General features: G+C 73.2%; 22 protein-coding genes, 1 tRNA gene and 1 pseudogene. 5 read left to right on the top strand and 19 right to left on the bottom strand.

What is annotated here, in order from left to right; all coding sequences use genetic code 11:
• Positions 1 to 37 precede the first annotated feature (37 nt).
• Positions 38 to 1,615, top strand: coding sequence for a penicillin-binding transpeptidase domain-containing protein (locus ABZY33_RS09405; protein WP_356491015.1), 1,578 nt, complete (start codon positions 38 to 40; stop codon positions 1,613 to 1,615).
• Positions 1,616 to 1,906: 291 nt separating this feature from the next.
• Here ABZY33_RS09405 and ABZY33_RS09400 read toward each other — a convergent pair whose 3' ends face one another.
• From ABZY33_RS09400 to ABZY33_RS09380, 5 genes are read right to left on the bottom strand one after another with little or no spacing between them, the layout of a single operon-like run.
• A complete protein-coding gene (locus ABZY33_RS09400) occupies positions 1,907 to 2,680 on the bottom strand; it encodes an SDR family NAD(P)-dependent oxidoreductase (protein ID WP_356490919.1) in 774 nt (257 codons plus the stop codon).
• Positions 2,681 to 2,727: 47 nt separating this feature from the next.
• Entirely contained in the window at positions 2,728 to 3,918 is a 1,191-nt protein-coding gene (locus ABZY33_RS09395; protein ID WP_356490918.1) for a serine hydrolase domain-containing protein, read from the bottom strand.
• 19 nt (positions 3,919 to 3,937) lie between these two features.
• Entirely contained in the window at positions 3,938 to 4,705 is a 768-nt protein-coding gene (locus ABZY33_RS09390; protein ID WP_356490917.1) for an ABC transporter ATP-binding protein, read from the bottom strand.
• Positions 4,693 to 5,454 carry a cobalt ECF transporter T component CbiQ gene (cbiQ, locus tag ABZY33_RS09385; protein WP_356490916.1) on the bottom strand — a complete coding sequence of 254 codons (762 nt, stop codon included), beginning with the start codon at positions 5,452 to 5,454 and terminating at the stop codon, positions 4,693 to 4,695. Before cbiQ ends, ABZY33_RS09390 begins: the two co-directional genes overlap by 13 nt.
• 1 nt (position 5,455) lies before the next feature.
• Complete coding sequence (locus ABZY33_RS09380; RefSeq protein ID WP_356490915.1) at positions 5,456 to 6,511, bottom strand: energy-coupling factor ABC transporter permease; 1,056 nt, start codon at positions 6,509 to 6,511, stop codon at positions 5,456 to 5,458.
• A 144-nt stretch (positions 6,512 to 6,655) separates the two neighbouring features.
• Here ABZY33_RS09380 and ABZY33_RS09375 point away from each other — a divergent pair, with 144 nt between their 5' ends.
• Positions 6,656 to 7,018: an SsgA family sporulation/cell division regulator gene (locus tag ABZY33_RS09375; RefSeq protein WP_356490914.1), complete on the top strand. Its 363-nt coding sequence runs from the start codon at positions 6,656 to 6,658 to the stop codon at positions 7,016 to 7,018.
• A gap of 8 nt (positions 7,019 to 7,026) precedes the next feature.
• Here the strand turns inward: ABZY33_RS09375 and ABZY33_RS09370 are convergent, their stop codons facing one another.
• Both ABZY33_RS09370 and ABZY33_RS09365 read right to left on the bottom strand, forming a co-directional pair.
• Positions 7,027 to 9,234 carry an MMPL family transporter gene (locus tag ABZY33_RS09370; RefSeq protein ID WP_356490913.1) on the bottom strand — a complete coding sequence of 736 codons (2,208 nt, stop codon included), beginning with the start codon at positions 9,232 to 9,234 and terminating at the stop codon, positions 7,027 to 7,029.
• 97 nt (positions 9,235 to 9,331) lie between these two features.
• The gene (locus ABZY33_RS09365; RefSeq protein ID WP_356490912.1) at positions 9,332 to 9,919 is read right to left on the bottom strand and encodes a TetR/AcrR family transcriptional regulator; all 588 of its coding nucleotides are present in this window, start codon (positions 9,917 to 9,919) and stop codon (positions 9,332 to 9,334) included.
• Positions 9,920 to 10,058: 139 nt separating this feature from the next.
• Between ABZY33_RS09365 and ABZY33_RS09360 the strand changes: the two genes are divergently transcribed.
• Positions 10,059 to 13,346 carry a S41 family peptidase gene (locus ABZY33_RS09360; protein WP_356490911.1) on the top strand — a complete coding sequence of 1,096 codons (3,288 nt, stop codon included), beginning with the start codon at positions 10,059 to 10,061 and terminating at the stop codon, positions 13,344 to 13,346.
• A 70-nt stretch (positions 13,347 to 13,416) separates the two neighbouring features.
• Here the strand turns inward: ABZY33_RS09360 and ABZY33_RS09355 are convergent, their stop codons facing one another.
• The 4 genes from ABZY33_RS09355 to ABZY33_RS09340 form a co-directional block, all read right to left on the bottom strand.
• On the bottom strand, positions 13,417 to 13,623 hold the full coding sequence (locus tag ABZY33_RS09355) for a hypothetical protein (protein ID WP_356490910.1): 207 nt from the start codon (positions 13,621 to 13,623) through the stop codon (positions 13,417 to 13,419).
• Between the two features lie 115 nt (positions 13,624 to 13,738).
• A complete protein-coding gene (locus ABZY33_RS09350) occupies positions 13,739 to 14,614 on the bottom strand; it encodes an SDR family oxidoreductase (protein WP_356490909.1) in 876 nt (291 codons plus the stop codon).
• Complete coding sequence (locus ABZY33_RS09345; protein ID WP_356490908.1) at positions 14,611 to 15,564, bottom strand: alpha/beta hydrolase; 954 nt, start codon at positions 15,562 to 15,564, stop codon at positions 14,611 to 14,613. Before ABZY33_RS09345 ends, ABZY33_RS09350 begins: the two co-directional genes overlap by 4 nt.
• Positions 15,561 to 17,096, bottom strand: a complete 1,536-nt coding sequence (locus ABZY33_RS09340; protein ID WP_356490907.1) for an NAD(P)/FAD-dependent oxidoreductase — start codon at positions 17,094 to 17,096, stop codon at positions 15,561 to 15,563. Before ABZY33_RS09340 ends, ABZY33_RS09345 begins: the two co-directional genes overlap by 4 nt.
• Positions 17,097 to 17,310: 214 nt before the next feature.
• On the opposite strand from ABZY33_RS09340, the gene ABZY33_RS09335 reads away from it, so the two are divergent.
• A complete protein-coding gene (locus ABZY33_RS09335; RefSeq protein ID WP_356491014.1) occupies positions 17,311 to 17,931 on the top strand; it encodes a MerR family transcriptional regulator in 621 nt (206 codons plus the stop codon).
• A 16-nt stretch (positions 17,932 to 17,947) separates the two neighbouring features.
• Here the strand turns inward: ABZY33_RS09335 and ABZY33_RS09330 are convergent, their stop codons facing one another.
• Positions 17,948 to 18,748 (bottom strand): exodeoxyribonuclease III, encoded by an 801-nt coding sequence (locus ABZY33_RS09330; RefSeq protein WP_356490906.1) that lies wholly within the window; start codon positions 18,746 to 18,748, stop codon positions 17,948 to 17,950.
• Positions 18,749 to 18,814: 66 nt separating this feature from the next.
• Here ABZY33_RS09330 and ABZY33_RS09325 point away from each other — a divergent pair, with 66 nt between their 5' ends.
• On the top strand, positions 18,815 to 19,330 hold the full coding sequence (locus ABZY33_RS09325; RefSeq protein ID WP_356490905.1) for a GNAT family N-acetyltransferase: 516 nt from the start codon (positions 18,815 to 18,817) through the stop codon (positions 19,328 to 19,330).
• A 91-nt stretch (positions 19,331 to 19,421) separates the two neighbouring features.
• On the opposite strand, the gene ABZY33_RS09320 is transcribed toward ABZY33_RS09325, so the two are convergent.
• The 7 genes and pseudogenes from ABZY33_RS09320 to ABZY33_RS09290 all read right to left on the bottom strand — a co-directional run.
• Positions 19,422 to 19,495 (bottom strand) — tRNA-Ala (locus tag ABZY33_RS09320).
• Between the two features lie 70 nt (positions 19,496 to 19,565).
• On the bottom strand, positions 19,566 to 20,723 hold the full coding sequence (gene glpR / locus ABZY33_RS09315) for a gephyrin-like molybdotransferase receptor GlpR (protein ID WP_356490904.1): 1,158 nt from the start codon (positions 20,721 to 20,723) through the stop codon (positions 19,566 to 19,568).
• Positions 20,724 to 20,895: 172 nt separating this feature from the next.
• A complete protein-coding gene (locus ABZY33_RS09310; protein WP_356491013.1) occupies positions 20,896 to 21,564 on the bottom strand; it encodes a GNAT family protein in 669 nt (222 codons plus the stop codon).
• Entirely contained in the window at positions 21,561 to 22,073 is a 513-nt protein-coding gene (locus tag ABZY33_RS09305) for a MogA/MoaB family molybdenum cofactor biosynthesis protein (RefSeq protein ID WP_356490903.1), read from the bottom strand. Before ABZY33_RS09305 ends, ABZY33_RS09310 begins: the two co-directional genes overlap by 4 nt.
• Positions 22,070 to 22,561 carry a cyclic pyranopterin monophosphate synthase MoaC gene (moaC, locus tag ABZY33_RS09300; protein ID WP_356490902.1) on the bottom strand — a complete coding sequence of 164 codons (492 nt, stop codon included), beginning with the start codon at positions 22,559 to 22,561 and terminating at the stop codon, positions 22,070 to 22,072. The genes ABZY33_RS09305 and moaC overlap by 4 nt, the downstream gene beginning before the upstream one ends.
• Before the next feature lie 133 nt (positions 22,562 to 22,694).
• Positions 22,695 to 24,047 (bottom strand): gephyrin-like molybdotransferase Glp, encoded by a 1,353-nt coding sequence (gene glp, locus ABZY33_RS09295; RefSeq protein ID WP_356490901.1) that lies wholly within the window; start codon positions 24,045 to 24,047, stop codon positions 22,695 to 22,697.
• Between the two features lie 4 nt (positions 24,048 to 24,051).
• Positions 24,052 to 24,240 (bottom strand): annotated as a pseudogene (locus tag ABZY33_RS09290) (UTP--glucose-1-phosphate uridylyltransferase); the annotation flags it as partial.

Raw genomic sequence — 24,240 nt, 5'->3', positions numbered from 1 at the left:
CGCCGTGGTCGGGGCCGGTGTCGGGGCGTACGTCCTGATGGACGGCGGCGCGGCCTCCTCCGCGACGGTGGACGGCAAGCCCGCGGTCCCCTCGGGTCCGCCGAGCGCCGCCGAGGTCAAGGCGGTGGCCACCGGCTTCCTCACCGCCTGGCAGTCCGGCGACGTGGCGAAGGCGGCCGCGGCCACGGACGACGCGGGCGCCGCGCGGGCCGCGCTCACCGGCCTGACCAAGGACGCCCACCTCTCCGAGGTGAAGCTCGCGCCGGGGACCCGGACGGGCGCCAAGGTCCCCTTCCACGTCACGGCGATGGTCTCGTACGCGAAGAAGGCGGGCGGCCCCGGCGTCAGCAAGCCCTACGCCTACGACTCCTCGCTCACGGCCGTGCGCCGCAAGAGCGACGGCAAGGTCCTCGTCGGCTGGGAGCCGGCCGTCGTGCACCCGGAGCTGAAGGACGGCGACCGGCTGGTCACCGGGGAGGCCGGCGATCCGCCGGTCACGGCGGTGGACCGGGCGGGCGGGGAGCTGACGGCCAAGAAGTACCCCTCGCTCGGCACCGTCCTGGACGGACTGCGCGAGAAGTACGGCAAGAAGGCGGGCGGCACCGCCGGCGTCGAACTGCGCGTCGTGCGCAAGGCCCCGGCCAAGGGTGCCGAGAAGAACGCGCTGCCCGACAAGACCCTGGTCACCCTCTCCGAGGGCACCCCGGGCACGGTGCACACCACGATCAGCCCGTCGGTGCAGGCCGCCGCCGAGAAGCAGGTCGCCTCCCGCGAGCGGGCCTCGGTCGTCGTGCTGCGCCCCTCGACCGGTGAGATCCTCGGCGTGGCCAACTCCAGCCCCGGCTTCAACACGGCGTTCCAGGGCTCGCTGGCGCCCGGCTCCACGATGAAGGTCATCACCTCCTCGCTGCTCCTGGAGAAGGGGCTGGCCGGCGTCGACAAGAAGCACCCGTGCCCGAAGTACTTCACGTACGGGCACTGGAAGTTCCAGAACGACGACAAGTTCGAGATCAAGGACGGCACGTTCAAGGCGAGCTTCGCGCGCTCCTGCAACACGGCCTTCATCAGCCAGGCCCCGAAGCTGGAGGACGACTCGCTGACCAAGCAGGCGCAGCAGGTCTTCGGGCTCGGTCTGGACAACTGGGCGATCGGGGTGCCGAGTTTCGACGGCGCGGTGCCGGTGCAGTCGCAGGCGCAGATGGCGGCGTCGCTGATCGGGCAGGGCGGGGTGCGGATGAACCCGCTGAACATGGCGTCGGTCGCCGCGACCGTGAAGTCCGGCACCTTCCACCAGCCCTACCTGGTCTCGCCCGACGTCGACCACCGCACCCTCGCGACGGCCGCGCGGCGCCTGTCGGCCGGGACTCTGGCGGGTCTGCGGGAGCTGATGCACTACACGGCGGTCGCGGGCACGGCCGTCGAGCCGATGTCCGGGCTCGGCTCCGACATGGGCGCGAAGACCGGTTCGGCCGAGGTCGACGGGCAGAAGGAGCCCAACGGCTGGTTCACGGCCTGGCGCGGGGATCTCGCGTCGGCGGCGGTGGTGCAACAAGGGGGCCATGGCGGGGATTCGGCGGGGCCGGTCGTGCGGGCGATGCTGCTGAACGGGGGGTGACCCCGGCCCGGGTCACCCCGGCACCCCTTCGACTGCCCCGCCGTCGTGGCTGGTCGCGCAGTTCCCCGCGCCCCTGAGATGCGCACTGCGTGCGCCATCTCATCGGGCCCATGGGGCTGCGGCGAAGCCGCATGCTCCAGGGGCGCGGGGAACTGCGCGAGAAGCCCCACCGGGCCGCAGCCGAAAACGGGGGCGCACGCAGTGCGTCTTTTAGGGGCGCGGGGAACTGCGCGACCCGCCCCCACCGACCCGCAGCCGAGAACGACACGAGGACCCGGTTGGAGCGGACGCTCAGGGCGCCGCGTTCTTGAAGCCGGAGGCCACCGCCGTGATCCCGCCGTCCACCGGAAGAACCGCACCTGTCACCCACGCCGCATCCGCGGACGCGAGAAACGCCACCGCCGCCGCGATGTCCTCGGGCTCCCCGACCCGGCCGAGTGGGTAGAGGCCCGCCAGGACGTCCGGGTCGCGGCCCTGGCCCGTCCAGGCGGGGGTCCGCACCGTGCCGGGGGCGACGAGGTTGACGCGGACGCCGCGCGGACCGGCGTGACCGGCGAGGGTCCGGGTCAGGGAGATCAGGCCCGCCTTGGCGGCGCTGTAAGCGTGGCAGCCGAAGTCCTGGAGGCCGTTGACGGAGCCGATGCTGACGATCGCGCCGCGCCCGGAGGCGGCGAGGTGCGGCAGGGCCGCCTTGCAGCAGCGGTAGGCGCCGGTGAGGGAGAGGTCCAGGTCGCGGGCCCACGCGTCGTCGTCCTCGTCCTCGAAGAGCGGGGCGTCGGAGTGGCAGGCGTAGGCGTTGTTGACGAGGACGTCGAGGCGGCCGAAGGCGTCGACGGCGCCCGCGACGGCGGCCCGCACCGAGCCGGCGTCGCCGACATCGCAGGGGTGCGCGAGGGCGGCGCCGCCCCCCTCGCGGATCTGTGCCGCCGTCTTCTCCGCGCCGGCCAGGTCGATGTCGGTGACCAGCACCTGCCCGCCCTCGGCGGCGAGCCGGTGGGCGACGGCGGCGCCGATGCCGCGTCCCGCGCCGGTGACCAGTGCCGCGTACCCCTCGAAACGTGTCATGGCCCCGACGCTACTCCGGCGGCGCCGCCCGGGTCAGCCCCGCGGGTTCAGCGGGCCGCGGCCGCCTCGCGCACGGCCCCGACCAGCGCCTGGGCGCGCGGGTCCGCGGTGACGCCCTTGCCCATCCCGTTGGTGACGTAGCCGAACGCGATGCCCGTCTGCGGGTCCGCGAAGCCGAGGGCGCCGCCGCGGCCGGGGTGGCCGAAGGAGTGCGGGGTCAGGAGCGGCGAGGCGACGCCGTGCAGCATGTAGCCGAGGCCGAAGCGGGAGGGGACGGCGAGGACGCGGTCGGGGCCCGCCGAGGCCTCCGTGCGGGCGAGCCGGACGGTCTCCGGGCTGAACAGCCGGGCGCCGCCGTCCACGTCGCCGATCAGGGCGGCGTAGAAGCGGGCCAGGCCGTCCGCGGTGCCGATGCCGTTGGAGCCGGGGAGTTCGGCGGCGCGGTAGCCCGGATCGTTCTCGTCCGGCGCCGGGGCCACCGAGTCGAAGGCGCGCCGGGTCAGCGACGCGGGGTTCGTGTACGCCTCGCGCAGGGCCGCCTTGGGGCGCGAGCGCGGGGCGCCGGGGACGGCGGGGGCCGTGACGGGTCCGACGCGGCCGGCCCGCTGGGCCCGGTCGGCGGGCAGCCCGATCCACACGTCGGCGCGGGCCGGCCCGGCGATCTCCTCGGCGACGAAGGTGCCGAGGGAGCGGCCGGTGACCCGGCGCACGAGTTCGCCGGTGAGCCAGCTGTAGGTCTGGGCGTGGTAGCCGTGGTCCGTGCCGGGCGCCCAGAACGGGGCCTGCGCGGCGACGGCGGCGGCGCCGCGCTCCGGGTCGGCGGCCTCGGCCGGGGTCAGCGGCCGGTCCAGGGCCGGGACACCGGCGCGGTGCGCGAGGACGTGCCGCACAAGCGCCGTCTCCTTGCCGTGGGCCTTGAACTCGGGCCAGTACGTGCCCACGGGCGCGTCCGGGTCGAGTGCGCCGCGCTGGTGCAGCAGGAGCAGGGCGGCGGCGGAGACCCCCTTCGTGGCGGAGCGCAGGATCTGCCCGGTCCCGGGTGTCCAGGGCGCCTGCCCGTCGACGTCGCGCGTCCCCGCGTACAGGTCGACGACCTTGTGTCCGTCCCGGTAGACGACGACGCCCGCGCCGCGTTCGCCGCGCTCCGCGAAGTTGCGGGCGAAGGCCGCGCCGACGCCTTCGAATCCAGGGGCGAGGGTGCCGTTCACTGCTGTGTCCACGGTCGGTGCAACAGCCATCGATGCGGGTTGATTCCGCTCAGGCCGGGCTCGCCCCGCGTGCGACGGAGGCCGGGTCGAAGCCGAAGGGCAGCTCCAGGCGGTGGGCCCGCATCAGCTCCTCGTCCCCGAGGAGGTCGCCGGTGGCGCCGTCCGCGACGATCGTGCCCTCGCTGAGGATCACCGCGCGCGGGCACAGCTCCATGGCGTAGGGCAGATCGTGCGTGACCATCAGGACGGTGACGTCCAACGAGCGCAGGATGTCGGCGAGTTCGCGGCGCGAGGCGGGGTCGAGGTTGGAGGACGGCTCGTCCAGGACGAGGATCTCGGGCTCCATCGCGAGGACCGTGGCGACCGCGACGCGGCGGCGCTGGCCGAAGGAGAGGTGGTGCGGAGGCCGGTCGGCGTACTGCGCCATGCCGACCGAGGCGAGCGCCGCGTGGACCCGCGCCTCCAGCTCGGGGCCCTTCAGGCCGGCCGCGGCCGGGCCGAACGCCACGTCCTCGCGGACCGTCGGCATGAACAGCTGGTCGTCCGGGTCCTGGAAGACGATGCCGACCTTGCGGCGGACCTCCGCCATGTTCCGCTTGTCGACGGGCAGGCCGGCGACGGTGACGGTGCCCGCGCCGCCGGTCAGGATGCCGTTCAGGTGCAGGACGAGGGTGGTCTTGCCCGCGCCGTTCGGGCCGAGCAGTGCGACCCGCTCGCCCTTGCCGATCGTCAGGTCGACGCCGAAGAGGGCCTGGTGTCCGTCGGGGTAGGCGAAGGCGAGCCCGGAGACGTTCAAAGATGCAGTCACAGCGTCCATCCCAGCAGACACACCACGAGGGCCGCACCCGGCAGGGCCAGCGCGGAGACCCACTGGGTGCGGGCCGCCGTGACCTGGTCGATCACCGGCATCGATCCGGCGTACCCGCGGCTGACCATCGCCAGGTGCACGCGCTCGCCGCGCTCGTAGGAGCGGATGAACAGCGCGCCGGCCGATTTGGCGAGGACGCCCCAGTGGCGCACGCCGCTCGCCGCGAAGCCGCGCGACTCCCGGGCGATCTTCATGCGCCGCATCTCGTCCGTGATGACGTCACCGTAGCGGATCATGAAGGAGGCGATCTGGACGAGCAGCGGCGGCAGCTTCAGCCGCTGCAGGCCGAGGAGGAGTTCGCGCAGTTCGGTGGTGGAGGCCAGCAGCACCGAGGCGGCGACCCCGAGCGTGCCCTTGGCCAGCACGTTCCACGCGCCCCACAGGCCGCTCTCGCTCAGCGACAGGCCCAGCACCTGCACCCGTTCCCCCTCGGCGACGAACGGCATGAGGACCGCGAAGGCGACGAAGGGGACCTCGATGAGCAGCCGCTTGAGCAGGTATCCCGCCGGGACGCGGGCCGCGGCGGCGACGGCCGCCAGCAGCAGCGCGTACAGCGCGAACGCCCACATCGCCTCGCGCGGCGTGGAGACGACGACCACGACGAAGCAGAAGACGGCGGCGAGTTTGGTGTGCGGGGGCAGCGCGTGCACGGGCGAGTGCCCGTGGCGGTAGAGGCGGTGGGCGTGGCCGGCGCCCATGTCAGACCCTCTCGTCCGCGGGGAGCTCGGTGGCGGCCGCCTCGCTCGTCCGGCGCCTGCGCAGCGCCCAGAAGATCCCGGACCCGGCGACGACGGTCACCCCGACGCCGATGATCCCGGCGAGGCCGCCGGAGAGCCGGGCGTCGGTGACGTCCTTGACGCCGTAGTCGGCGAGCGGCGAGTCGGCGGAGGCGTGCTCCTCGGTCTTGCTGTCGATGCCCTGGTCGTGGGCGACCTTCTCCAGGCCGTCGGGGCTGGCCGAGGCGTAGAAGGAGACGAACCCGGCGAGCACGAGGGAGGTGACCAGGCCGGTGATCCAGATCTTTCGGTGCGAGCGGGCGGCCACGGGGGCGGGCGCCGCGGCCGGGGCGTCGACGAGTTCGCCGCCGACCTTGAGCTTGAGCGGCCGCGTCAGGCCGCGGGCGCCGTACACGAGGTCCGGGCGCACGGCGACGACGGCGCCGACGGTGAGGGCGGTGATCGCGGCCTCGCCGACGCCGATGAGGACGTGCACGCCGATCATCGCGGTGGCGACCTTGCCGATGGAGACGTCGGTCGTCCCCCCGACGGCGTAGATGAGGGTGAAGACGACGGCGGCGGCCGGGACGGAGAGCACGGCGGCGACGAAGGAGGCGACGGTGATCGAGCGGCGCTTGCGGGGCAGCACCTTCACCAGGCCGCGGAAGACGAGGTAGGCGACGACCGTGGTGGTGATCGCCATGTCGGTGATGTTCACGCCGAGCGCGGTGAGGCCGCCGTCGGCGAAGAGCACGCCCTGCATCAGGAGCACCACGGACACGCACAGGACCCCCGTGTAGGGGCCCACCAATATCGCGGCCAGCGCGCCGCCGAGGAGGTGGCCGCTGGTGCCCGCCGCGACGGGGAAGTTGAGCATCTGCACGGCGAAGATGAACGCCGCGACCAGTCCGGCGAGGGGCGCGGTGCGCTCGTCGAGTTCGCGGCGGGCGCCGCGCAGGCTGACGGCGACGGCGCCCGCGGCGACGACACCGGCGGCCGCGGAGACCGGGGCGTTGATGAATCCGTCGGGTACATGCATGGCGGGGACTCCGGCGCTCGGGCAGCTGGGTAACCGTTCGATGATAGTGCCTTGTTGCAAACCCCTCGCAAGAGCGTCTCGTCTTCAGGTGCGCACCCGCGCATCCCTGGCCCGAATACCCGGACATATGGGACATTGGTTGGCATGACCGCCGTCGAGCAGTACGTGGAGCAGTACACCCGGGCGCATGTCGTCACCGACTCCCCGGACGCGACCCGTGCCGTGCCGGTCGTGCTGCGCTACGACGGCCGCATCCGCGTCTCCCTGCCGGGCCTCGGCGAGTGGGGCTTCCCGCGCGACCTTCTGGAGAGCGGTCTGCGGGCGCCGGTCAGCGGCGACGCCATCCGGATCTGGCCGTGCGGGCGGGTGCAGGCGGTCATCGAGTTCCACGCGCACGGCCCCGGACAGCCGAACGGGGTGACGGTCGTGCAGTTCGACGTGAAAGCGCTGATCCGCTTCCTGCGTCGTACGTACACGGCCGTCACCCCGGCGACGGTCACGCACTGACCATCCGGTCAGGCGGAGACGAGGTTCTTGTCCTCCTCGGGACGGCCCGCGGCCTCGGCCGCGTTCAGGCCCTCGCCCTCGACGTCCACGTTGGGCAGCAGGCGGTCCAGCCACTTCGGCAGCCACCAGGCCCGCTTGCCGAGCAGCGCGAGCACGGCCGGCACGATCGCCATGCGGACCACGAACGCGTCGAAGAAGACGGCGATCGCCAGGCCGAAGCCGATCATCTTCACCATCTGCTCCGAGGAGCCGATGAAGCCCGAGAAGACCGCGATCATGATGACCGCCGCCGCCGTGACCACCCGGGCCCCGTGCTTGAAGCCGGTGACGACGGCCTGCGCGGGCCGCTCCCCGTGGACGTACGCCTCGCGCATGCGGGTCACGAGGAAGACCTCGTAGTCCATCGCCAGGCCGAAGACCACGCCCACCATGAAGATCGGCATCATCGACATGACCGGGCCCGTCTGCTCCACCCCGAAGAGCGAGCCGAGCCAGCCCCACTGGAAGACGGCGACGACGGCGCCGAGCGCGGCGAGCACCGAGAGCAGGAAGCCGAGGGCCGCCTTGAGCGGGACCAGGACCGAGCGGAAGACGACCATCAGGAGCAGGAACGCCAGGCCGACGACGAGCGCCAGGTAGGGCACGAGCGCGTCGTTGAGCTTCTGCGAGACGTCGATGTTCATGGCCGTGGAGCCGGTGACCGAGAGTTCGGCGCCGGTGTCGGCCTTGATGTCCTGGCCCGCGTCGCGGATCGCGTGGACGACGTCCTCGGTCTCGACGGAAGACGGCTTGTACTTCGAGACGACGCTGACGATCGCGGTGTCGCCGGCCTTGTTGAAGGTCGCCGGGGCGACGGCCGCGACGCCGTCCGTCTTCTTGATCGTGGCGACGACCCGGTCGACGGCGGCCTTCGGGTCGTCGGCGCCCTTGGCGTCGACGACCGTCATGAGCGGCCCGTTGAAGCCGGGGCCGAAGCCCTCGGAGAGCAGGTCGTAGGCCTTGCGCTGGGTGGTGTCGGTGGGCTGGACGCCGTCGTCGGGCAGGCCGAGTTCGAGGGAGGCGACCGGGACGGCCATGGCGCCGAGGCCGATGACGCCCGCGACGAGGACCAGGACCGGGCGGCGCAGCACGAAGCGGGCCCAGCGGGTGCCCGTGTTGGCCTTGGGCTCGGCCTGCTGCGTGGAGTCGAGCGCCTTGCGGGCCTTGCGGCCGTGGACGCGCTTGCCCGCGTAGCCGAGCAGGGCGGGTATCAGGGTGAGCGCGATGAGGACGGCGATGGCGACCGTGCCCGCCGCGGCGATGCCCATCTTCGTCAGCATCGGGATGTTGACGACGGCGAGGCCGACCAGCGCGATGACGACGGTCAGGCCGGCGAAGACGACGGCCGAGCCCGCGGTGCCGACGGCCCGTCCGGCCGCCTCCTCGCGTTCACGGCCCAGAGCCAGTTCGGCGCGGTAGCGGGAGACGATGAACAGGGCGTAGTCGATGCCGACCGCGAGGCCGATCATCATCGCCAGCGTGGAGGTGGTGGTGCCGAGGTCCAGCGCGTTGGCGAGCGCCGTGATCGACGAGACGCCGATGCCGACCCCGATCAGCGCGGTGAGCAGCGGCAGCCCGGCCGCGAGCAGCGAGCCGAAGGTGATGACGAGGACCACGGCGGCGATGGCGATGCCGATGACCTCGGTGGCGCCGGTCTCCGGCATGGCCTGGAGCGCGTCCCCGCCGACCTCGACGGTCAGGCCGGTCTTCTTCGCCTCGTCGATGACCTTCTGCAGCCCGTCCCGGTCGTCGTCGCTCAGCTCCATCGAGGAGACCTTGTACGTGGCCGAGGTGTAGGCGATCGTGCCGTCCTTGCTGACCGTCTTGGCCGCGAACGGGTCGGCGACCGAGGCCACCTGCGTGGAGCTGGACTTCAGGGCGGCGACGGTGTCCTGGACGTCCGCCTTGTTCGCGGCGCCGGTGAGCTTCTCGTGGGCCGGGGCCTTGAAGACGACGCGGGCGGTGGCCCCGTCGGCGGCCGAGCCGGGGAAGCGGGCGTCCAGCAGGTCGAAGGCCTTCTGGGCCTCGGTGCCGGGGATGGAGAAGGAGCTGGAGGCGGCGGTCGGCGCGGAGGCGGCGCCCACGCCCGCGAGCGTGAGCAGCGCCACCCATATCAGGGCGACGAAATGGCGCCTGCGGAAGGCGAGCTTGCCGAGTTTGTAGAGGAACGTGGCCACGAGGGCGTACTCCGGTCAGGTCAGGGGGCAGGGCGGATCAGCCCGACGACGTGAGCGGTCGCGTCAGGTGCGGGGAGATACGGGTCGGTCGGATCGGTCAGGCGCTGAGGGCGGGGAGGACCACGGCGTCGATGTACGAGGTCAGATAGGCCTGGGTGGGTGGCTTCTCGTCGATGAGCGTGCGGGTGGCGAACGCCCCGATCAGCATCTGGAGCACATAGTGGAGCGCCGGGTTGCCGGCCCGGATCTCACCGCGCGCCACGGCTCTCTCCAGGAGCCGGTCGAGCCCCGACAGCTCGGGCGCGACGATCCACTCGCGGAAGGCCGCCAGCAGATCGGGGTTGGCGTGCACGGCGACCATCAGGCCGCGCATCAGCGCGCTGTTCTGCTCCATGTGACAGTCGTCCTCACGGACGGCCATCGCGTGCAGGTCACCGCGGAGCGAGCCGGTGTCGATCTCGGCGAACCGCGGCTTCTGGTGCCGCAGCGCCTTCACGACCAGCTCGGCCTTGCCGCCCCACTGCCGGTAGAGCGTCGCCTTGCTGGCCCGGGTGCGGGCGGCCACGGCGTCCATCGTCAGGGCGTCGTACCCCACCTCGCGGAGCAGGTCGAGCACGGCCGCGTACAGCTCGGCCTCGCGCTCGGGGGTGATCCGGCTGCGGCGCGCCGTTGCTTCCGCGACCATGATCGTCACCTCTCGTCCGCTCTCGTACGCCCTGACCTTACCCCCGGAGCTAACGAAACGAAACCGTTTCGTACGTGTGATGGGCCACACCCGTGCGCGGCGCCCGGTTGCCGGAGGTCCGCACGCGGAAAAGCATGGGGTGGTGACAGAAGATGCAGCCGAGGCGTACCTGAGGTTCCCGCACCTGAGCGGCGAGCGCCTGTGCTTCGTCGTCGAGGACGACCTGTGGGTCGCGCCCGTCGACGGCTCGGAGCGGGCCTGGCGGATCACCGTCGACCGCACCAAGGTCAGCCATCCGCGGTTCTCCCCCGACGGCACCCACATCGCGTACACGACCTGGCGCAGCCTCGATCCGGAGATCTGCCTGGCGCCGGTCGACGGCGGCTCCGCGCGCCGCCTCACCTACTGGGGCAGCGTCGACACCCAGGTGCGCGGCTGGACCCCGGACGGCGACATCCTCGCGGTCGCCTCGCACGGCGAGCCGTTCTCCTACTTCACCTTCGCCTACAGCGTGCCGACCGACGGCTCCCCCGGCGGCAAGCTCCCCTGGGGCCCGGTCTCCGACATCCAGGTCGCCGACATCGACGGCGAGCGCCGGACCCTGCTGCTGACCGGCACGCCCCCGCACGAGCCGGCCGCCTGGAAGCGCTACCGGGGCGGCGCCCAGGGCCGGCTGTGGGTGCACGGGCGGCGCATCCTCGCCGACCTGGACGGCCACCTCGACGACCCGATGTTCGTGGACGGCCGGATCGCCTTCCTCTCCGACCACGAGGGCATCGGCAACGTCTACTCGTGCCTGCCCGACGGCTCCGACCTGACCCGGCACACCGACCACGCCGAGTTCTACGCCCGGCACGCCTCCTCGGACGGCGAGCGGATCGTCTACCAGTGCGCGGGCGAGCTGTGGCTGCTGGACTCCCTGCGCCCGGACTCCCGGCCGCACCGGCTGCGCGTGCGCCTCGGCGGCCCACGCGCCGGGCGCCGCCCCTACCAGGTCCCGGCCGCCCACCACGTCGACGCCCTCTCCGTCGACGACACCGGCCGGGCCAGCGCGGTCGTCGTGCGCGGCAGCCTGTACTGGCTGACCCACCGCGACGGACCGGCCCGCACCATCACCGACACCCCGGGCGTGCGGGTGCGGCTGCCCGAGATGCTCGGCAGCGGCGGCCAGGTCGCCTACGTCACCGACGCGCGGGGCGAGGACGGCGTCGAGATCGCCTACCTGCCGCGCGCCGCGGGCGACCGCCCCCCGCTGCGGCTCGACTGCGGCGACCTGGGCCGCGTCCAGGAACTGGTCAGCGACCCGGACGGCGGCCGCCTGGCCGTCGCCTCGAACGACGGCCGGCTGCTGCTCGTCACCGTGCCCGAGGAGGCGGACGCCGCCGCGGGCGCCGAGGGGACGCAGGAGACCGGGGTCGAGGTCACCGAGCTGATCCGGTCCACGAACGGCCCCGTCCGCGACCTCGCCTTCTCCCCCGACGGGGCCTGGCTGACCTGGTCGCACCCGGGCATCGGCCGCTCCCTGCGGCAGATCAAGATGGCCCGCATCAAGGACCGCACCATCGTCGACGTCACCAACGGCCGCTTCGAGGACGAGAACCCGGTCTTCACCCGCGACGGCCGCTATCTGGCGTTCCTGTCCTGGCGCGGCTTCGACCCGGTCTACGACGTGCACACCGGCGACCTGTCCTTCCCGCTGGGCTGCCGCCCCTACCTCGTCCCGCTGTCGTCGGCGACGGCCTCGCCCTTCGCGCTCTCCCCCGACGGGCGCACCGCCGCGGGCGGTCTCGACCCCGGCGAGGAGAGCGGCTCGGGCCTGACCCAGGCCGCGCCGACCGTGGAGATCGAGGGCCTCGCCAGCCGCGTGGTCCCCTTCCCCGTCTCCGCCTCCAAGTACTCGGGGCTGCACCCCGTCGCGGGCGGCGGCCTGGTCTGGCTGCGCTGGCCGATCTCGGGCGCGCTCGGCGAGACGTTCGCCAACCCCGCCGACACCTCCTCGCAGCCCACCCTCGAACACTTCTCCCTCGCCAAGTGCAAGAAGACCCAGCTCGTCGACCACATGGACTGGTTCGCGGTCAGCGGCGACGGCAGCCGGCTCGTGGTCGGCGACGAGGGCGAGCTGCGCGCCGTGCCCGCCACCGAGGCCGGGGACAACGACTCCACCGTCTGGATCGACCTGCGCCGCATCCTGCACGAGGCGGACCCGGCCGCCGAGTGGCGCGGCGCCTTCGAAGAGGCGGGCCGGATCATCCGCGCCTACTTCTGGGAACCCGACATGTGCGGCATCGACTGGACCGCGGTGCTCGACCAGTACCGGCCGCTGGTCGAACGGGTCGCCTCCCCCGACGAGTTCGCGGACCTGCTCCGCGAGGTCCTCGGCGAGCTGGGCACCTCGCACGCCTACGTCTCCGCGGCCCGCCGCAACGAGGGCCCGGCCCACTACCAGCGCGCCCAGGGCCTGCTCGGCGCCAACCTCGTCTGCCGGGACGGGCAGTGGACGCTCTGCCGGATCCTGCCCGGCGAGTCCTCCGACTCCAAGGCCCGCTCCCCGCTGGCCGGCACCGGCATCCGCGAGGGCGCGGTCCTCACCCACGTCGACGGGCGCCCGGTCGACCCCGTCACCGGACCGTTCCCGCTCCTTGCCGGGGCGGGCGGCACCACCGTCGAGCTGACCTTCACCCAGGCCGGGGGCGGCGGCCGGGCGCGCCGGGTGGCCGTGGTGCCGCTCGTCGACGAACGGCCCCTGCGCTACCAGGACTGGGTGGCCAAACGCCGGGCCGTCGTGCGCGAGCTGAGCAACGGCAAGTGCGGCTATCTGCACATCCCCGACATGGGCGGCTCCGGCTGGGCCCAGTTCAACCGGGATCTGCGCATGGAGGTCTCCCGCCCCGCGCTCATCGTCGACGTGCGCGGCAACGCGGGCGGCCACATCAGCGAGCTGGTCGTGGAGAAGCTGACCCGCAAGATCATCGGCTGGGACCTGACCCGCAACGCCCAGGCGGTCTCCTACGCCTCGAACGCGCCCCGGGGCCCGGTCGTCGCCCTCGCCGACGAGGCGACCTCCTCGGACGGCGACATGATCACCGCCGCGTTCAAGCTGCTCGGGCTCGGCCCCGTCGTGGGCCAGCGCACCTGGGGCGGCGTCGTCGGCATGACCGGCCGGCACAAGCTCGGCGACGGCACGGTGATCACGGTGCCGATGAACGCGGCCTGGTTCCCCGAGTACGGCTGGTCCATCGAGAACCGCGGCGTCGACCCCGACATCGAGGCGCTGCGCACCCCGCTGGACTGGGCGGAGGGCCGGTACGCGCAGCTCGACGACGCGGTCCACCTCGCCCTGGACCTGCTGGAGGAGCAGGGCGCGAAGAACCCGCCGGACCACTCGGACGTGCCGGACCGGCGGCGGCCCCCGCTGCCGCCCCGGTGACCGCGGGCCGCACACGTGCGTGGGCCCCACCCGGCGTCCCGGGTGGGGCCCACGCGCTCAGGACAGAGCGTCAGGCGTCGAAGTCCTGGTCGAACGTGTCCCGCTGCTCCTGGGCGCGGTCCCGCGCCTGCTCCCGGCCCTGCGAGCCACGCTCGCGCAGCTGGTCGCGGCCCTGCTGACCGCGCTCGCGCGCCTGGTCCTCGGTGTCGCCCATGGCGCCCTTGGCCTTGTTCGCCAGGTCGTCGCTCTTGTCCTTGAACTGATCCTTGATGCCCATGCTGTGTTCACTCCCGATGTGGGTTGGGGGGGTGGGGCTCGATCAGACTGACACGCCCCGACAACACGCGCATTTCGATCAATAACGGACCGTACACACCGCGGGAAACCGCAGGTCAGCGCCCCCGCACGGTTTCGTCGGCCGCACCGCCCGCACCGACCAGACCCCGCGACACGCTGCCCAGCCGCGGCTCGAAGCGCCGCATCTCGCGCTGGCCCACGGAGCCGATGACCGCGGGCAGGTAACCGCGGATTCCCTGCATGCCGCGCAGCCACCACTGCGCGTACACGTGCGAGGAGCGCCGCTCGATGCCGTCCACCAGCCGGTCGACGGCCGGACCCAGCGGATACGTCTTGTTCGACGGCCAGGGCAGCCGCTGGCGCAGCTCGCGCATCACGTCGTCCTGGTCGGCGCCGCGCACCATGTCGGTGTCGGTCCAGGACAGGTACCCGACCCCGACCCGTACGCCCTTGTAGCCGACCTCGGCGCGCAGGCTGTGCGCGTACGCCTCCACACCGGACTTGGACGCGCAGTACGCGGACATCATCGGCGCCGGCGTGATCGCGGCGAGCGAGGCGATCTGCAACAGGTAGCCGCGCGACTGCGTCAGCAGGGGCAGAAAGGCGCGGCCGGTCACGGCGGAGCCGATGAGGTTGACCTCGATGACCCGGCGCCAGGCGACGGGGTCGGAGTCGACGAAGGGACCGCCCGTGGCCACACCGGCGTTGGCCACGACGATGTCGACCTTGCCGAAGCGTTCCTTCACCTCCTCGGCGACCCGTGCCATCGCCTCGTGGTCCGTGACGTCGGCGTGCCACCAGTCCGCGTCGGCGTGCAGCCGGCTCGCGACCTGCTTCAGCTCGTCCGGCTCCAGGCCGACCAGCGCGATCTTGGCGCCGCGCGCCGACAGCTTGCGGGCGAGCAGCTCACCGACGCCGCGCGCCGCTCCCGTGACGACCGCGACCTGACCCTCCAGGCTGACCTTGCTCATGCGACATCCGCCCCCTTCTGCGACTGTGCGTGCGACTGTGATTCCAGGTAAGCGTGGGCCAGTTCACGGATCTTCTCCGTGACGGCCTCCGGTGCCTCGACGGGCGTCATGTGGCCGCGGCCCGGCAGTTCCGTCAGCCCCACGCAGTGCGGCAGCGCGGCGGCGATCCGCCGGGCGTGCACGATGGGCGTCATCCGGTCGGCGGTGCCGCCGAGCACGGCCACCGGCAGCGTCAGCTCCGCCAGCGCCGCGTCCATGTCGAGCGTCTCCAGGACGTGCGACCAGCCGTGCCGCACCCCGCGCGGGCAGGCGTGCACGATCCGCGCGCAGGCCTCGACCGCGCCGGGCGAGGCAGCGGGCCCCAGGGTCGCGAACTTCAGTATCCGCTTGCCCAGCGGCGTGACCGGCCCGAGCGGCGCCTTCGACCCGAGGACCGCGCGGGTCATCCGGGTCCGCAGCGCGCCCGCGGCCAACAGCGGCACCACCGTCGCCTCGGTGACCAGGCGCGAACTGCCGGTGCTGCACAGCAGTACGGCCGCGGCGTGCTCGGTGAACGCCGGCCGCCCGGCCGCGGCCATCATCGTCATACCGCCCATCGAGTGCCCGGCGAGCACCGCCCGCTCGCCCGGCGCCAGCACCGCGCCGAGCACGGCCTCCAGGTCGTCGGCGAGCATGTCCGCGGTGTACGGCAGCCGCGTGGCGGCGGGCGAACGCCCGTGCCCGCGCTGGTCGTAGACGATCACCCGGTGGTCGGTGGCGAGGGCGCGCAGTTGCGCCGCCCAGAACGCCGTCGAGCAGGTCCAGCCGTGCGACAGCACCACGGCGGGCGCGCCGTCGGGGCCGTGCACCTCGACGTGCAGCCGCGATCCGTCCGCCGAGACGGCGGTCAGCTCACGGGCGGCGACCGGTGGCGCGTAGGGCCCGGTCCTCAGGGGGGTCGGCCGGCTCACGCGGCGCTCACTTCCTTCTCCGTCGGGGCCGGTTGCGCGGAGGCCCGCGCCGCGGCGGACGGGCGGAGCACTTCGTACTCCCCGACGTCCACCCGGCGCGTGGCCTGCCGGAACTCGGTCGTGGTGCCGGGCCACACGGTCGTGTTGACCCCGTTCTCGTCGAGATACCAGCTGTTGCAGCCACCCGTGTTCCACACGGTCCGCTTCATCCGGTCCTGGACGCGGTTGTTCCAGCCGGCGACGGCACTCGGCCGCGGGGTGAGGGCGACGCGGCCGCCCAGCACGTGCAACTGCCGCAGATAGTCGGCCAGATAGTTCAGCTGCGCCTCGATCATCAGGATCATCGAGGAGTTGCCGAGCCCGGTGTTGGGGCCGATGACCGTCATGAAGTTCGGGAAACCCGCGGCGGTCGCTCCGCGCAGCGCCGCCATCCCCCCCTTCCAGCTCTCGGCCAGGCTGACGCCGTCCGCGCCGATGACGCGCTGCGCGATCGGCATGTCCGTGACGTGGAACCCGGTGCCGAAGACGATCGCGTCCACCTCGGCCTCGCTGCCGTCGGCGGCGACGAGCGTGTTGCCCCGGATCTGGCTCAGCCCGGACGCGACGACGTCGACATTGGGCTGGGCGAGCGCCGGGTAGTAGGTGTTCGACAGCAGGATCCGCTTGCAGCCGATGCGGTAGTCCGGGGTGAGCTTGGCACGCAGCCCCGGGTCCTTGACCGCCCGGTGCATGTTCCGCTTGGCCAGCTGCTCGACCAGGCCCAGCTCGTCGGGGTGCTTGGTGAACGCCTGGACCTGCAACTCCCGGATGCCCCACAGCAGTCCGCGCCGCGCACGGGTGGTGAAGGGCAGCTGCCGGTGCAGCCAGCGCTCGGCCCCGGTGATGGCGCGGTCGGCGCGCGGCATGACCCAGGGCGGAGTCCGCTGGAAGAGGGTGAGGCGGCCGACCTCCCGCTGGATCGCGGGCACGATCTGGATGGCGGAGGCGCCGGTGCCGATCATGGCGACGCGCTTGCCGCGCAGGTCGTAGTCGTGGTCCCAGCGCGCGGAGTGAAAGATCTTGCCGGGGAAGGTGGCGATCCCGGGGATGTCCGGCGTCTTCGGGTCGGAGAGCGGCCCGGTCGCGGAGACGACGACGTCGGCGGTGAGCGTCCCGGACGCGGTGTCGACCTCCCACCACAGCCGCTCGGCGTCCCACCGCACCTCGGTCACCTCCGCGTTCAGCCGGATGTGCGGGCGCAGCCGGAAGACGTCGGCGACGTGCTCCAGGTACTCGCGGATCCGCTCCTGGCCCGAGAAGGTGCGCGGCCACTCCGGGTTCGGCGCGAAGGAGAACGAGTACAGGTGGGAGGGGACGTCGCAGGCGCAGCCCGGGTAGCTGTTGTCGCGCCAGGTGCCGCCGACGGCGCCGGCCCGCTCCAGGACCACGAAGTCCGTGACGCCCTCGCGGCGCAGTCTGACGGCGGCGCCGAGCCCGCCGAAGCCGGACCCGATCACCGCCACGCGTACGTGCTCGCGCTCCTGCTCGGTCATCCCGGCGCCTCCCTTGCCGCGCGACTCTGCCAGTGAACACTGGCGTGATTGGGAGCGTAGAGCAGCGCCGTACCGATGGGTAGGGGTCCGGCCGAGGAAAGTTACTGGCGGTACGGCATAGGGTTCCCGGGTGGCGAACGAAGCGACGGAACCGGGCAGCACGGCCGACAAGGACGGCGAGCACGGCGGCGACGGCCGGCCCCGCGAATTCCGCATGGCGGAGCTGGCGCGGGCGGCCGGCATCACCGTGCGCACCGTGCGCTTCTACCGCGAGCGCGGCCTCATCAGACCGCCCCGCCGCGAGGGCCGCATCGCCTGGTACGACGAGACGCACCTCACGCGGCTGCGCACGATCGCCGCGCTCCTGGACCGCGGCCACACCCTGAACGGCATCGCGGAGCTCTCCGAGGCCTTCGACCGCGGCCGCGACGTCGGCGAACTCCTCGGCCTCGGCGAACCCACCGAGGAGACCCCGGTCCGCCTCACCCCCGAGGAGCTGGCCGACCACTTCGCCGGCCAGGACACCCCCGAGAACCTCCAGGCCGCCCTGGACCTCGGCTACCTGGGCACCGACGGCGAGGAGATCGTCCACATCAGCCGCCGCCTCCTGGAGGTCTCGGCCGCCCTGGTCCGCGAGGGCATCCCGCTGGCCGAGGTCCTCGCGGCGGCGAGCCGCCTGCGCGAGCACGCCGACGCCATGGCCACCCTCTTCACCGAGATGGTCCTCGCCCACGGCACCCACAAGGACGTCCAGCGCCTGCGCCCCCTGGCCAAGTCGGTGGTCGAGGCGGAACTCTCGATGGCCCTGGACCGCACCCTGGGTCCCCGGCCCTGACCGGCCCGCTCGGGGACTACGCGAAGACCACCGTCACCGGGGCATGGTCCGACCAGCGCTCCTCGTGGCTCGCGGCCCGCTCCACGAGCCCCTTGACCGCGCGGGCGGCGAGCCCGGGCGTGGCCACAGCCAAGTCGATCCTCCAACCTGCATCGTTGTCGAAGGCCCGCCCCCGGTACGACCACCACGAGTACGGCCCCTCCGCCTCCGGGTGCAGTGCCCGCACGACGTCGACGTAGCCGCCGTCCGCCGCGTCGAGGACCCGGCTCAGCCAGGCCCGCTCCTCGGGGAGGAAGCCGGAGTTCTTCTTGTTGGCCCGCCAGTTCTTCAGGTCGGCCTCGGCGTGGGCGATGTTCCAGTCGCCGCAGACGACGACCTCGCGGCCGTCGGCGGCGGCGCGGACCCGCAGCTCCTTCAGGTACTCCAGGAACTCGGCCATGAAGCGGACCTTCTCGTCCTGGCGCTCGGTGCCGACCTCACCGGAGGGCAGGTAGAGGCTGGCGACGACGACGCCCGGCAGGTCGACCTCCACGTACCGGCCGGCGGTGTCGAACTCGGCGGACCCGAAGCCGATCCGCACCCGCTCCGGCGCGCGCCGCGTGTAGAGCGAGACGCCGGCCCGCCCCTTGGCGGCGGCCGGGGCGTGCACGACGTGCCAGCCCTCCGGTTCGCGCACCTCGGCGGGGAGCTGCGCCGGCTCGGCGCGTACTTCCTGGAGGCACAGCACGTCGGCGGAGGTTCCAGCCAGCCACGCGACGAAGCCCTTCTTGGCGGCGGCGCGGAGCCCGTTCACATTCACGGTGGTCACTGTCAGCACCGGGCCACGGTACCGGCACACTTGGCGGGTACCCCCACCCGCGAGCATAGAGATACGATCACCCGCATGAGTATTCATCCCGCGTCCGCCGGCCCCGCCATCGCGCCCGCCCTGCGGCGCGTCTCCTTCGACCACCCCGACGCACGCGCCCTGAACGACCGCGTCCAGCTCGAGTACGCGGAGCGCTACGGCGATGAGGGCGATGTCACACCGCTGGACCCGGCGATGTTCTCCCCGCCGCGGGGCCTGTACCTGATCGCGTACGACGCGGACGGCACCCCGCTGGCGACCGGCGGCTGGCGCGCCCAGGACGCGAACGAGGAGGCGTACGCGGACGGCGACGCCGAGCTGAAGCGGATGTACGTCACGCCGGAGGCGCGCGGCCTGGGGCTGGCCCGGCGGATCCTCGCCGAGCTGGAGGCGGACGCCCGTGCGGCGGGCCGCACCCGCATGGTCCTGGAGACGGGGACGAAGCAGCCGGAGGCGATAGCGCTCTACGTCTCCGGTGGGTACGAGCCGTGCGCCAAGTTCGGCCTCTACCGGTTCGAGGAGCTGAGCCGCTGCTACGCGAAGTCCCTGTAGCCGCCCGCCGGGCCCGCCCCGGTGGGCCTCCTCCGCCCGGGGGAACAGCAAGAACCCCGCCGGGGTGACCCGGCGGGGTTCTCAATTGCGGTGGACCTGTGGGGATTTGAACCCCAGACCCCCTCGATGCGAACGAGGTGCGCTACCAGACTGCGCCACAGGCCCTTGCAACGAGTGAAACTCTAGCATCCCGATCGGGGTGCTCGGAAATCCGCTCCCTGGCTGGTCAGCCGGGTCACTCGTTGGCGGCCCGGGGCCGCCCGTCGGAACCGGCGCTCCCGGCGGCGCCGGCGTCGTACTGATCGAACAGGGGGGTGCGGCCGCGCTCGCGGGAGCGCCGCGCGGAGGCGGCCCGGCGGGCGTCGCTGCGTCCGTCGTCGGCGGCCGGTTCCGGATCCTGCTCGGGCCGGTCGGGGACGGACTGCTCGGCGGCGGAGGAGCGGGTGGCGCTCCAGGTCTCGGGGGCGCCGTAGTCGATGCCGCCGCCGGCCCGGGGGGCGACGGGGGCCGTGACGTACGTGGGCAGCGGGACGGGGACGGGGTCCCAGCTCTCGCCGGGGCCCGGGCGGCGCTGGCGCTCGCGCTGCTGGTCGACCCACTCGGCGTGGTCGGTCTGCTCGACGAGCGCGCGCCGGTCGGCGGCGAGGGAGTCCAGGCCGGTGCCGGTGCCCGGCTCGGTGGCTGGACCGTCCTCCGGTTCTTCGGCCGCGCCGCGCCGGGCGGCCGCCTGGCGTCGGCGTGGCTGGCGCTCCCGCAGGCGCTGCGCGGCGATCTCGGCGCGGCGGCGGTCCATGACGTAGGCGAAGCGGCGTCGTTCCTGGGCCCGCAGGTAGACGATGTAGGTGCTGAGCAGCAGGGCGGGGGCGGCGGGGGCCCACAGGAACGCGATGCCGCCGACGCCGGCCACGATCGCGCCGACGCTGAAGGCGATGAAGAGCATCACGGTCGTGCGGCGGCGACGGGCGAGCACCTTGGTGCGCCGGGCGCGGGCCTGGGCCTCGGCGGAAGTGACGCGGGGGCGGCGGGACTTGGCGGCGGCGGCCACGGGGTCGGGCTGCGGTGCGGGGTCGGGCTCCGGCTCGCGGCGGGGCTCGGGGCGCTGCCGATCGGCGGGCGGGGGCACGGCGGGGGGCCGGACGTCCACCGCCTCGGTGGCCGCGTCCGGGTCGTCCGGGGTGCCGCGCCGCTCCTGCGTCTGCGGCGAGCGGGTCTCCAGGTCCTTGGCGTACCGGCGCTCCATGCCCGCTCGTCCGGACAGGAGTCGGATGGCGGTGCTGAAGCGTTCCGTCGGACGGGCTTCGTTCAGCTCGTCCTGCCTACGGAGCCACATCGGCACCAAGTAGGCGGCCCAGGCCCCGACGATGACTGCGTAGATGAGGCCGCTGCTGCTCACGCCTCACACCGTAGAGGGGTTTGCGGGAAGCCATCCGCCAATTGAGCCGGTGTGTCGCACGATCTGGCTGATATTTCGAGCTTTTTTTGCGACTGGTGCGATCAACTGGCCGCCCGGGCCGGGAATTCAATGACTCCCGCGGTCGACCGCCGATCAATTTCGAACATTTATTTTATTTCGAGGAGGTGCCGGGATCGACCGCGCCGGCTCCCCCGGGACCTGCGGGGTTGCCGCGCTGCCCGCGCCGCCAGCGCCTCAGCAGCCCCTCGGGCACCTCCTCGGCGGTGAGCGCGAAGACGAGATGGTCCCGCCAGCCGCCGTCGATGTGCAGATACCGGGGCCGCAGCCCCTCCTCGCGGAATCCGAGTTTCTCCACCACCCGGCGGCTGGGCCCGTTCTCCGGGCGAATGCAGACCTCGATGCGGTGCAGGCCCACCGTGCGGAAGCAGTGGTCGACGGCGAGCGCGACGGCGGTGGGCATCACTCCGCGCCCGGCCACGCCCTGGTCCACCCAGTAGCCGACGTGGCCCGAGCACATGGAGCCCCAGGTGATCCCGGCGACCGTCAACTGGCCCACGAGGCGGCCCTGGTACTCGATGACGAAGGGCAGCATCCGGCCCGCGTTCGCCTCCGCGCGCAGGTGGCGGACCATCTGCCGGTAGGTCGGGCGGTGCGCGACCGGGCCGCTCGGGGTGGGCGGCGGGATGGTCGCCTCCCAGGGGCGCAGCCAGTCGCGGTTGCGGCGGTTGACGTCCCGCCAGGCGCTCTGGTCGCGCAGCTTTATGGGGCGCAGGACGACGTCGCCCTCCACCAGGACCGCGGGCCAGGACGGGCCGTTCAGTGCGCACCCCCGGCGTCGGTGACGGGTCTGGCATGGTCACCGCCGCGCAGCTGGTCCACGGCGTGGACGAGCAGCGGCTCCAGGACCGCGAGGCCGTCCCGCACGCCGCCGCTCGATCCCGGCAGGTTCACGATCAGGGTGCGGCCGGCGACGCCGGCGAGGCCGCGCGAGAGGGCGGCGGTGGGCACGTGCTCGCGCCCGTACGCGCGGATCGCCTCGGGGATGCCCGGGACGGTGCGCTCGATGACGCGGGCCGTCGCCTCCGGGGTCCGGTCGGTCGGCGAGATCCCGGTGCCGCCGGTGGTGACGACGACGTCGTACGCGGCCTCGACCGCGGCCCGCAGCGCGGCCTCCACGGGGTCCCCGTCCGGCACGACCTGGGGGCCTTCGACGGTGAAGCCCAGCTGCCGCAGGGCGTCGGCGATCAGCGGGCCGCCCCGGTCGGCGTAGACGCCCGCGGCGGCCCGGTTGGAGGCGGTGACGACGAGAGCGCGGTAGGAGCCGGTCATGACCGCTCCCCGCGCTGCCAGGTGCCGGACTTGCCGCCGGTCTTCTCCTCGACGCGGACGTCGGTGATGACCGCGCCCTTGTCGACCGCCTTGACCATGTCGACGACGGTGAGCGCGGCGACGGAGACCGCGGTGAGGGCCTCCATCTCGACGCCCGTACGGTCGGTCGTCTTCACCGTGGCGAGGATCTCGACGGCGTCGTCGGTCACGGCCAGGTCCAGCTTCACCCCGGAGACGGCGAGCGGGTGGCAGAGCGGGATCAGGTCCGGGGTGCGCTTGGCCCCCATGATCCCGGCGATGCGGGCCGTCGCGAGGGCGTCGCCCTTGGGTACGCCCTCGCCGCGCAGCAGTTCGACCACGCGCGGCGAGACGAGGACGCGGCCGCTGGCGCGGGCGGTGCGCGCGGTGACGTCCTTCTGCGACACGTCGACCATGCGGGCGGCGCCCGCGTCGTCGAGGTGGGTGAGTCGGTCCTGCGAAGTGCTCATGGTGCTGTGGCGCTCCCGATCCGAGCCGTGCGCGGTGCGGCGCGCCGGACTGTTGTGCGCGACACGGTATCGCGGGTGCGGCGCAAACAGCGGGGCCGGGCCGCCCGGAGCCGCACGGTGGGGCGGCGGTCGTTCAGCCCAGCGGGATGACGTCCACCTCGGTGCCGGGCTCCACCGACGTGACGTCCTCGGCCACCACGATCAGCGCGTCGGCCTGGGCGAGCGCGGCGATCAGGTGCGAGCCGGAGCCGCCGACCGGGGCGACGGTGCCCGCCTCGGCGTCGTGGGCGCCGCGCAGGAACTGGCGGCGGCCCTGCGGAGAGGTCAGGGCCTTGTCGGCGGTGAGCACCGCGCGCGTGGTGGGGCGGCGCAGGTCGGCGCCGGGCAGCCCCATCAGGGCGCGGATCGCCGGCCGGACGAACAGCTCGAAGGAGACGTAGCTGGAGACCGGGTTGCCGGGCAGGGCGAGCAGCGGGGTGTGGTCGGGGCCGACGGTGCCGAAGCCCTGCGGCTTGCCGGGCTGCATGGCGAGCTTGCGGAACTCGACGCCGCTGCCCGCGCCGATGCCGTACTCCTCGTCCGGGTCGCCGATCGAGGAGAGGGCTTCCTTGACGACGTCGTAGGCGCCGACGCTGACGCCGCCGGTGGTGACGACGAGGTCGGCGCGGATCAGCTGGTCCTCGATGGTGGAGCGCAGGGTCTCGGCGTCGTCGGAGACCGCGCCGACCCGGTAGCCGATGGCTCCGGCGTCGCGGGCCGCGGCGGTGAGGGAGAAGCTGTTGGAGTCGTGGATCTGGCCGTGGCGCAACTCCTCGCCGGGCTGCACGAGTTCGCTGCCGGTGGAGACGACGACCACGCGCGGGCGCGGGTGCACCCGTACGGTGCCGCGGCCGATGGCGGCGAGCAGGGCGATCTGCGGCGGTCCGAGGACGGTGCCCGCCGCGAGGGCGCGGTCGCCCGCCTGGACGTCGCTGCCCTGCGCGCGTACGTGCGCGCGTGCTTCGGCCGGGCGGTGGACGCGAACTTCTCCCGAGGCACCTTCGGGGGCGCTGGAGTGGGCCGGCATGGAGGTGACCGGGCCCGCGCCGAGCCCGCCGTCGGTCCACTCCACGGGGACCACGGCCTCGGCGCCGGGCGGCAGCGGGGCGCCGGTCATGATGCGGGCGGCCTCGCCGGGGCCGACGGTGGGCTGCTCGGTCTGGCCGGCCGCGACGTCGCCGATCACGGTGAGCGCGGCGGGGAACTCCTCGCTGGCGCCCGCGACGTCGGCGACGCGCACCGCGTACCCGTCCATGGAGCTGTTGTCGAAGGGGGGCAGCGAGACCGGGACCGTCACGTCCTCGACGAGCACGCAGCCCTGGGCGTCGAGGATCTGCAGCTCGATGGGGTCGAGCGGGCGGACGGTGCTGAGGATGTCCTCCAGGTGCTCGTCGACCGACCACAGGTGCGGGCGGCCGGCGGGGGACGAGGTGGTCGCGCTGCTCAAGGTGCTACATCTCCTCGGTGACGTAACTGCGAAGCCAGGCCCGGAAGTCCGGACCCAGATCCTCACGTTCGCATGCGAGTCTGACAATGGCACGCAGATAGTCGCCCCGGTCGCCGGTGTCATAGCGGCGGCCGGTGAAGACGACGCCGTGCACCGGGCCGCCGACCTTCTCGTCCGCGGCCAGCTGCTGCAG

Origin of the sequence: Streptomyces sp. NPDC006552 (assembly GCF_040611655.1) — a bacterium.
In the GTDB taxonomy this organism is placed as follows: Bacteria; Actinomycetota; Actinomycetes; order Streptomycetales; family Streptomycetaceae; genus Streptomyces.
This window is presented reverse-complemented; position numbering and strand designations above follow the sequence as displayed.